Source organism: Bacillus sanguinis (genome assembly GCF_018332475.1).
Taxonomy (GTDB): domain Bacteria; phylum Bacillota; class Bacilli; order Bacillales; family Bacillaceae_G; genus Bacillus_A; species Bacillus_A sanguinis.
The window spans coordinates 1-8,660 of record NZ_BOQB01000192.1; the positions used below are offsets into that span (position 1 = coordinate 1).

Annotated in this window: 11 protein-coding genes; 5 read left to right on the forward strand and 6 right to left on the reverse strand. The window is 34.4% G+C overall.

Annotated features, from left to right (window positions below; genetic code table 11):
- Positions 1 to 71 precede the first annotated feature (71 nt).
- The gene (locus tag KI369_RS19930) at positions 72 to 239 is read right to left on the reverse strand and encodes a glycine zipper domain-containing protein (protein ID WP_212957109.1); all 168 of its coding nucleotides are present in this window, start codon (positions 237 to 239) and stop codon (positions 72 to 74) included.
- A 307-nt stretch (positions 240 to 546) separates the two neighbouring features.
- On the opposite strand from KI369_RS19930, the gene KI369_RS29780 reads away from it, so the two are divergent.
- A complete protein-coding gene (locus KI369_RS29780) occupies positions 547 to 693 on the forward strand; it encodes a hypothetical protein (RefSeq protein WP_212957110.1) in 147 nt (48 codons plus the stop codon).
- A gap of 50 nt (positions 694 to 743) precedes the next feature.
- Here KI369_RS29780 and KI369_RS19940 read toward each other — a convergent pair whose 3' ends face one another.
- Positions 744 to 1,580 carry an ABC transporter permease gene (locus KI369_RS19940; protein WP_001084764.1) on the reverse strand — a complete coding sequence of 279 codons (837 nt, stop codon included), beginning with the start codon at positions 1,578 to 1,580 and terminating at the stop codon, positions 744 to 746.
- Entirely contained in the window at positions 1,573 to 2,778 is a 1,206-nt protein-coding gene (locus KI369_RS19945; protein WP_212957111.1) for a quaternary amine ABC transporter ATP-binding protein, read from the reverse strand. The genes KI369_RS19940 and KI369_RS19945 overlap by 8 nt, the downstream gene beginning before the upstream one ends.
- Positions 2,779 to 2,949: 171 nt before the next feature.
- Between KI369_RS19945 and KI369_RS19950 the strand changes: the two genes are divergently transcribed.
- Entirely contained in the window at positions 2,950 to 3,807 is an 858-nt protein-coding gene (locus KI369_RS19950; RefSeq protein ID WP_212957112.1) for a glycine betaine ABC transporter substrate-binding protein, read from the forward strand.
- A 44-nt stretch (positions 3,808 to 3,851) separates the two neighbouring features.
- Here KI369_RS19950 and clpP read toward each other — a convergent pair whose 3' ends face one another.
- Positions 3,852 to 4,433, reverse strand: coding sequence for an ATP-dependent Clp endopeptidase proteolytic subunit ClpP (gene clpP, locus KI369_RS19955; protein WP_006924303.1), 582 nt, complete (start codon positions 4,431 to 4,433; stop codon positions 3,852 to 3,854).
- Positions 4,434 to 4,454: 21 nt separating this feature from the next.
- Entirely contained in the window at positions 4,455 to 5,141 is a 687-nt protein-coding gene (locus KI369_RS19960) for an RNA polymerase subunit sigma-70 (protein WP_000337493.1), read from the reverse strand.
- 143 nt (positions 5,142 to 5,284) lie between these two features.
- Here KI369_RS19960 and KI369_RS19965 point away from each other — a divergent pair, with 143 nt between their 5' ends.
- The 3 genes from KI369_RS19965 to KI369_RS19975 all read left to right on the forward strand — a co-directional run bounded on the left by KI369_RS19965 (position 5,285) and on the right by KI369_RS19975 (position 6,813).
- The gene (locus tag KI369_RS19965; RefSeq protein ID WP_212957113.1) at positions 5,285 to 5,605 is read left to right on the forward strand and encodes a 2Fe-2S iron-sulfur cluster-binding protein; all 321 of its coding nucleotides are present in this window, start codon (positions 5,285 to 5,287) and stop codon (positions 5,603 to 5,605) included.
- Between the two features lie 4 nt (positions 5,606 to 5,609).
- Positions 5,610 to 6,275 (forward strand): ribose 5-phosphate isomerase A, encoded by a 666-nt coding sequence (gene rpiA / locus KI369_RS19970; RefSeq protein ID WP_212957114.1) that lies wholly within the window; start codon positions 5,610 to 5,612, stop codon positions 6,273 to 6,275.
- Between the two features lie 103 nt (positions 6,276 to 6,378).
- Complete coding sequence (locus tag KI369_RS19975; RefSeq protein WP_212957115.1) at positions 6,379 to 6,813, forward strand: GNAT family N-acetyltransferase; 435 nt, start codon at positions 6,379 to 6,381, stop codon at positions 6,811 to 6,813.
- Positions 6,814 to 6,943: 130 nt separating this feature from the next.
- Here the strand turns inward: KI369_RS19975 and KI369_RS19980 are convergent, their stop codons facing one another.
- A complete protein-coding gene (locus tag KI369_RS19980; protein ID WP_212957116.1) occupies positions 6,944 to 8,278 on the reverse strand; it encodes a lytic polysaccharide monooxygenase in 1,335 nt (444 codons plus the stop codon).
- Positions 8,279 to 8,660: the final 382 nt, after the last annotated feature.

The following is an 8,660-nucleotide window of genomic DNA, read 5'->3' on the forward strand; positions in this document are numbered from 1 at the left end:
GAAAAATAGGATTTATATTCCGAAAATTCATTCTTTTGACGAATCATTTTTAGAAATAAATTTACAACTCATTATTTCTTCAAAAATGCAATCCCAATTACAATCCCTATGACAATTCCGATTACTAAATTATTAGTAAAAAAACCTTGAAATACACCAATTACAACCCCTATACCGATACCTATTGCCAACGCATCATTTCTTTTATTATTATTAGCCAAAATTACATCTCCTCCCATCTTTTCTCCTTAAATAACATACATTTACTTGAATGTATTACTATATTCACTATCTCATTTGAACATTTCCAAAAAATGCACTTTTACTTCATATGTAATATTTTCCATTATCTGTGCAGACTCCTTTTATAATGAAAAATTTCAAGTAGCCATTAATTATTCATAGGTATTTTCTATAAGAAAGCTTCGTAATTTATTGAAGGAGGAACGAGTTAAATGCATCCTTATTGGAATCCAAATATAAATCAACAATATGTTTATTCCCCACCATCCTGTAAGGAATACGTTGCATTAAGATTAACAATATATGATGCAGCTTATCGCAAATCTTGAAAGCCAATTAGCGAAATTAATCTCATTAATTGAAGAAAATAATCATGTAATTAAATCAATGGAACAACAGCAAAACCAAGTTTGTGCGCCAGCTGGCGGTTCTGTTATTGTTTGTATATAATCTTATTCAAACAAAAAAACACACTTTGTATAATAAAGTGTGTTTTTTTGTTATCTTCTTTTTTGATGAAATCCTTGTGTAATGCGGTCTAATATAATCGCAATGACAACAATAGCTAGTCCGGCTTCAAATCCCATTCCGATATTAACTTGTGTTACAGAGCGGTATACATCAACCCCAAGACCTGGTGCTCCTACAAGAGATGCTGTTACTACCATAGATAAAGAAAGCATAATGCTTTGATTCACACCAGCCATGATTGTTCCAGTTGCGAGTGGTAATTGTACTTTAAATAATTTTTGTGATGCGGTTGAGCCAAATGCATTCGCTGCTTCAATTAAATCTTCTGGAACTTGTCTAATTCCTAAATCAGTAAAACGAATTGTCGGTGGCATTGCAAAGATTACTGATGCAATAATCCCGGGTACTACACCTACTCCGAAAAATGTAATCGCGGGAATAAGATATACGAAAGCCGGCATTGTTTGCATAAAATCTAACGTTGGTTTTAAAAATTTTGAGAAACGCTCATTTTGAGATGCTAATATCCCAATTGGAATTCCGACAATAATTGAAATAATAACGGAAGTAAGTACGAGTGATAATGTTTGCATCGTTTGTGCCCAGTAGTTAATATTTAAAATAAATAATAACCCGATCAGTGTAAAAATGACTAAAGATACTTTTCTCGTTGTGTACCAAATGAGGAAACAAAGGATGATAATCATCAATATGGCTGGTATTATTGTTAAAAAATTAGTGAGTAAATCAACAAATCCGCCGATAATATAAGAGAACCCTCGGAATAAGCCTTCAAAGTGCTCATATAAACTGGCAACAAATGAGTCGACCCATTCCCCTAACGGAATACGTGGTATACTATTCATCGTCTTTCACCTCTTCCTCAATATTACCTGCAAGAGCTTGAATGACACTTTCGCGTTTAATAATTCCTCTTAGCCTTTTCTTCTCATCAATTACGGGTAACGGATATTTCATCTCAGCCATTTTTGCATACGTTTCCTCAAGTAAAGTATCTAAATACACGTGCGGAATATCGTTAAGTAATAAATCAGCAATTGGCCACTGTTTTTGAACTGCTTTACTTGCATCATCCGCAGTTAATATACCTAAAAATTCATACTTTTTGTTTACAACATATACAGTAGAAACTCCGGCATTCCTCATAATTTGAAGTGCTACACGTGGTCCACGATCAATTAATAATGTCTCCGGTCGTTTTAATATAGATTCCGCTGTAATTACTTTTCCTAAATTCACATCCGCCACGAATTTCTCTACAAATTCATTGGCAGGGCTCATCATAATTTCTTCCGGTGTTCCAATTTGGACAATCTCTCCATCCTTCATTAACGCAATTCGATCACCAATTCGAAGGGCTTCATCTAAATCGTGTGTAATAAAAATAATCGTTTTCTCCATTTTGTCTTGTAATTCTAATAGCTCATCTTGCATTTCTTTTCGAATCAGTGGATCTAATGCACTAAATGACTCGTCCATTAACAATACATCTGGATTATTTGTTAATGCCCTTGCGATTCCAACGCGCTGCTGCATACCGCCACTAAGTTGACTTGGATAATTATCTTTATGATGATCGAGTCCTACTAATTTCAATGATTCTAATGCTTTTTTCTCACGTTCTTCTACTGGAACTCCTTGTATTTCTAATCCATATGCAACGTTTTGCAAAACGGTACGGTGAGGAAATAGAGCGAATTTCTGAAATACCATGCTCATTTTCGTTCTTCTTACTCTCCGTAATTCTTCCTTGCCCATCGTCGCGATATCTTCACCATCTATGTATATATGGCCCGCTGTCGGTTTAATTAATTGATTTAACATACGAACTAACGTAGATTTCCCGCTACCTGACAAACCCATAATAACGAAAATTTCTCCAGAGTATACTTCAAACGTTGCTTTTTTCACACCAACGTTCATTCCTGTCTCTTTCAAAATTTCCGATTTGCTTTTTCCTTCTTTTAATAAGGAAAGGGCTCTTTGCGGATGTTTCCCGAATACTTTTGTTACGTTTTCAACACGCACCTTTGTATTATCCATGTCACTACTCCTTTTCTACCCATCTATTCACATAGTGTTGCGATTTTACAAAGAAATATTACATAAAAATGACATTCATAAGAATTCTTTAAAATTCTCGTTTCCGTTCATAATAAGAATGCTTACTTATACATTTATTTAAAGAGGCAAACGTTTCTTAGGAGGTTTTCGATGCGAAAGAAAATTTGGTTTATATGCCTTGCATTATTTATTACTATGATTTTCACTTCATGTAATGCAACAAATGCAAATTCGAAAGGAAAAATTAAACTTGGTGTAACAAGTTGGAAAGAAAATATTGCAACAGCAAACATGTGGAAAGTTTTATTAGAACAAAAAGGCTATAAAGTTGAACTCATGTATTTAGAAAAAGCAGCGATTTGGACTGGTGTCGCTCGTGGTGATGTTGATGCTAATTTAGAAGTATGGCTACCCGTTACGGATAAACCGCTAAACGATCGTTATAAAGATGATATTGTTTTAAAATCAAAATGGTATGAAGGTACAGGGCTTGGCCTTGTCGTACCTTCTTATATGAAAAACATAAATAGTATTGAGGATTTAAATGCATATAAAGATGAACTAGATAACAAAATTGTCGGAATCGAACCTGGCAGCAGTCTAATGAATTTAACGAATAAAGCGATGAAGGAATATGATATTAAACTAAAACTTGTCCAATCTTCTGAAGCGGCGATGATGAGTGAATTAAAGAAAGCATATACGAAAAAGAAACCAATCGCTGTTACGCTTTGGAATCCACATTGGGGCTTTTCAGAATTTGACTTAAAATATTTAAAAGACCCTAAGAAAGTATATGGTGAAAAAGATGACATTTATTACTCTGTTCGTAAAGGTTTCGAAAAAGATCATCCAGATATTATAAAATACTTTGACAAATGGAAAATGAACGATGAACAACTTGGTACATTAATGGTCATGTTAAATAAAACGAAAGATCCAGAAGAAGCAGCACGCAAATGGATTGAAAAGAATCAAGCGCTAGTTGATGAATGGATAAAAGATTAATAAAACAGGCTAGAGGATTAACATATCCTCTAGCCTGTTTTATCTTATTTTTTCGTAACAACATCATCTACTATCCCATATGCCTTCGCTTCTTCTGCAGTCATAAAATAATCTCTTTCTGTATCATGTGCTACTCTTTCAATCGGTTGCCCTGTTTTTTCTGCAATCATTTTATTAATATCATGCTTTAACTTCAATATCCTTTTAGCTGTGATTTCAATTTCCGTTGCCTGACCTTGCGCACCACCAAGCGGTTGATGAATCATAATTTCACTGTTAGGGAGTGCAAACCGTTTTCCTTTTGCACCTGATAATAATAACAATGCACCAAATGATGCTGCAAATCCCATACATAGCGTTTGTACATCTGGTTTAATGAGATTCATCGTATCTAATATGGCAAAACCTGCTGTCGTTGAACCACCTGGGCTATTAATGTATAAATATATATCTTTCTCTGCATCTTCTGCTTCTAAAAATAATAATTGAGCTACGACACTACTCGCTACTTGATCATTTATTTCTGAACCGATAATAATAATACGATCTTTTAATAACCTTGAATATATATCATAGGAACGTTCTCCTAATTTCGTTTGTTCCACTACATATGGAATTGCATTCATTTTATATCCCTCCAATAATTGTTATGCAACACAAAGCATACAACTGTAGGAAGAAGGTTGTTTCACATTAAATAATAAGACTGGCTGTTTAGATGGTAACTTAGTAAAATCTATTGTTGGAAGCAGTTTCGTTAATAATTCCGGTCTCTCTTCTCGAATAGACGTTACTACAACTTCCATATCATCTGTGAATTCAACTATCTCTATCCCTTCTTCACTTACAGTTTTCAACCTATTTCTACTCCGAAACAAAGAAGCTTTTACTGCCCCTTCCGATACGGAACATACTTTAGCAATATCAGCGATACTATATTGAAAAACATCCTTTAATAATAAAATTGCGGATTGCTGTACATTTAATGAAGATAATACTTTCCCTACCATTTCATGCAAATCTGCAATTTTTTCATGTGGTTCTTCAAAAGTAATTTGGTCTCTTATTTTTTCATGAACTGATTTTGACTTTATTTGATCTAACCAACGATTTCTAGCTATTTTATATACGAGCGTCATACAAATATCTTTATTACTATATTTTTGAAGCACTTTACAAACTGTTTCTTGGGCAAGATCTTCGCCATCCCATTTATTTTTCGTTAAAAATGTACAGTACCTTTTCAGTTCTCCGTATTGCTCAATTAAAAAAGTTATATTTGAATGATTCATATCGATATGATTTTTCAAAATATGAGTTACTTTTGTGCACAAAATAACCACTCCTTTTCAGCGCTTACTTAATTAACGATTCAACAAATAAAAAAGTTACGGGGCATATAAAAAAATTATGTTTATGTTCAATAATTCGCGGTCATAAATATGTTATGTACAATTTTACGTGAGGAGGAACAAATTTGCCAAAATTAACAATTGAAGGTGCGGGAACTTTTGATGTAAAAGAAGGCACAAAGTTAGTATTAGCGATTGAAGATAACGGTGTAAACATTCTCCATCGCTGCGGCGGGAAAGCTCGGTGCACAACTTGTAGAGTAGAAATTATAGCGGGTGATTTTTGTGAAGCGAGTGCGAATGAAAAAAATGCGATAACAGAAAAAGGAATTGAAGATCATTTACGATTATCTTGTCAAATGCGTGTACATAAAGATATAGTAGTTCGTCCAGTACTTACAGTTGAAAGTTCAGGTCTTGATGCTGGACCACGTCCAGCGGAGTAAAGCGATGGATTTAAAACAACTCGCTGGTGAATATGCTGCAACCTTCGTAAAAGATGGAATGAAGATTGGTCTTGGTACAGGTTCTACCGCATATTGGACGATACAAAAATTAGGTGAGCGTGTAAAAGAAGGATTATCAATTCAAGCTGTCCCAACATCAAAGGAAACGGAAGCATTAGCACAGCAACTAAATATCCCGTTGATTTCGTTAAACGACGTACAAAGTCTTGATCTTACAATTGATGGAGCGGATGAAATTGATTCTAATTTACAGCTTATTAAAGGCGGCGGTGGTGCATTACTTCGCGAGAAAATTGTAGCCTCCTCCTCCAAACAACTTATCATTATCGCTGATGAATCAAAAGTTGTGACACGTTTAGGGACTTTTCCATTACCCGTTGAAATCATACCTTTTTCATCGAAACAAACCGAAAGTAAAATCCAATCTTTAGGATGTCAAACAACGTTACGCTTAAAGAATAATGAAACGTTTATAACCGATAATAATAACATGATTGTCGATTGTATATTCCCTAATCATATACCTACTCCTTCCGATTTACACAAACGATTAAAAATGATTACTGGTGTAGTTGAAACTGGATTGTTTGTTAATATGACTAGTAAGGCGATTATTGGAACAAAAAACGGGATACAGGAATTATCATGAATGCTGACTCTTACAGTCAGCTTTTTATATTTTCTCTTTATTACGTATCATTATGATATACTATGAAAACAAAAGCACATTACACTAGAAAGGGCTGAACAAATTGCACTCCAAACTCATAACAGAACTTACAGATTTAGAAACTGCCTTTCATATTCGAAAAGAAGTATTTGTAAAAGAACAAAATGTCCCTCTTGAAGATGAATTCGATACATTCGATGAAATCGGTGAGGAATGTAAACATATTTTAGTTTATTATAATGAGCTTCCTGTAGGTACAGGTCGTATACGATTTGTTGATGGCACTGGTAAATTAGAACGTATTTGTATTTTAAAAGACTATCGTAACTACGGTTTAGGAAAAGTAATTATTCAAGCGTTAGAAGAAATTGCTCGCAACAAAGATGCTACAAAAGTAAAACTACACGGTCAAACACAAGCTGAAGGATTTTATAAAAAACTAGGTTACCAAACTTCTTCTGATGTATTTATGGAAGATGGTATTCCACATATACTTATGACGAAAGTGTTATCATAATAAAAAAGGCAGTATATGAAACTACTTTATGTCTTCATATACTGCCCTTTTTTATTTATAGAAAAATGAATTCTCAAGATGTCCTTTTGCATCAAAGCCCATTATCTCTTAGTTCATACCAAGGTAAAGCTTACACTGTTTTCCATAATGATAAGGCGTAAATCCAGTTTGGATCCCCATTTCCTTTATAACTTTGGACTGCTTCATATACTTTTCCCTCGTGTAGAACTCTATCTCCCTTTTCATATGCTTTCTTTGCATCCCATTCTTCATATGAAACGCTTTCAGTTTTTGTAGTAATTATGAATATATCACTCTGTACAGATTCATTTCCAGCTACATCAACAGCTTTCACTACATATTTATAAGTAGTATTAGAGAGTAAATATTTATCCATATAAGAAGTCGTATTGGATGTTGCAATTTTTTCCATTGACCCTTTTGTTTCTCTATAAATATCGTAATGGTCTACACCAATATTATCGTCAGAAGGACTCCACATTAGATCCACACTTGACGCTGTCGTTCCCATACTATGTAATCCTTTTGGTTGTGTTGGTGCTTCTGTATCAGGAACCTCAACTGTTGTTTTCACTGTAAGCGTTGCACTTTCTTTCGATACATTTCCAGCTGCGTCAATTGCTTTTACAGTATAAGAGTATTCTGTACTTGGTTGTAATTTTTTATCAATAAAATGAGTTCCTGGTACTGTATCAATCATCTCTCCGTTACGGAAGATTTGATACCCTTTTACCCCTACATTATCCGTAGAAGCGTTCCATGCTAGTTCTATACTATTCGCTGTTACTTTTTGTGCCTGAATTCTATTTGGAATGCTTGGAGCTTCTGTGTCTGGTTTTACGTCATTGATGAGATTAACATCAATTACATTATAGAATGCATTTGCTGTATCAGCTACATCCCATACCGCTAAAATCACATGATATCCACTTCTATCAGTAGGTACATTAATTTTGTGAGTTAAATGATTTGAGGCTGCAGAGCCATCATGTTGTACAGTTCCAATTGGTTCTAAATCTGCTCTTGTGAGCGCTTTATTTGGATTCCATCCTTTTTTTGTAATATAGTAATGCCATTTGCTCGTTAAGTGAGGCGCTGTATACTTCCAAGTAAAAGTATTTTCCCCGCCTGTAATTGTATTTTTAAACCAACGATTTGCTGTTTGTTGATCTAAAATACCACCAAATTTACCACCTGCAGAAGCGATTTGACCATCAACTGGGCCAGTTTGCGGGAACCCTTTTGGAGCTTCCAAACTTTGTGGTTCATACATAACACTTCCGCAGTTTACATTTAGTGCACCATAAGTTGGACTACATAAAGCAGATCGGCTGCTCGGCTTTTCAACAAAACCGTGCGCATATGCGTTTTGAGGAATAAGTGTCGTGCCAATAATTCCAGCTGTTAATGCAACAGCTCCTAGACTTTTTTTGTTCATTTTCATGTTTTGTAGTTGTTTTAATAATCAATTATTCATGTTCCTGTCCCCTTTTTGTTATAATTTGTAGTGTAATGTGGGCTTCGATGTAAAAGAATAACAAGAGACAATCTTGTAACGATGTATGTGTGTGTTATGCATACACCGCAGTGAAAATATATTTCTTTTTATGTGAAACATTTCACTTAATGAATATATCATGACATAGAAATCACCAAAACATGTGCAGAAGTTGTGCAGAAACTGTGAAAGCATTACTAACAGGTAATACTATGGCCAGAATTTATAAAACACGATATTTTATCTTTCAGTGTAATTGATTCTCCTCTTCATATAACAAAAAAGTGTCTATATCATTTCATATAGACACCCTTCTCACGTATAATCT

What these genes read in the sequence shown, in the direction of transcription:
- clpP (WP_006924303.1), bottom strand. Translation starts at nt 4,433, where the DNA reads ATGAATGCAATTCCATATGTAGTGGAACAAACGAAATTAGGAGAACGT.
- KI369_RS19945 (WP_212957111.1), bottom strand. Translation starts at nt 2,778, where the DNA reads ATGGATAATACAAAGGTGCGTGTTGAAAACGTAACAAAAGTATTCGGG.
- KI369_RS19940 (WP_001084764.1), bottom strand. Translation starts at nt 1,580, where the DNA reads ATGAATAGTATACCACGTATTCCGTTAGGGGAATGGGTCGACTCATTT.
- KI369_RS19980 (WP_212957116.1), bottom strand. Translation starts at nt 8,278, where the DNA reads ATGAAAATGAACAAAAAAAGTCTAGGAGCTGTTGCATTAACAGCTGGA.
- KI369_RS29780 (WP_212957110.1), top strand. Translation starts at nt 547, where the DNA reads ATGATGCAGCTTATCGCAAATCTTGAAAGCCAATTAGCGAAATTAATC.
- KI369_RS19930 (WP_212957109.1), bottom strand. Translation starts at nt 239, where the DNA reads ATGGGAGGAGATGTAATTTTGGCTAATAATAATAAAAGAAATGATGCG.
- KI369_RS19950 (WP_212957112.1), top strand. Translation starts at nt 2,950, where the DNA reads ATGCGAAAGAAAATTTGGTTTATATGCCTTGCATTATTTATTACTATG.
- rpiA (WP_212957114.1), top strand. Translation starts at nt 5,610, where the DNA reads ATGGATTTAAAACAACTCGCTGGTGAATATGCTGCAACCTTCGTAAAA.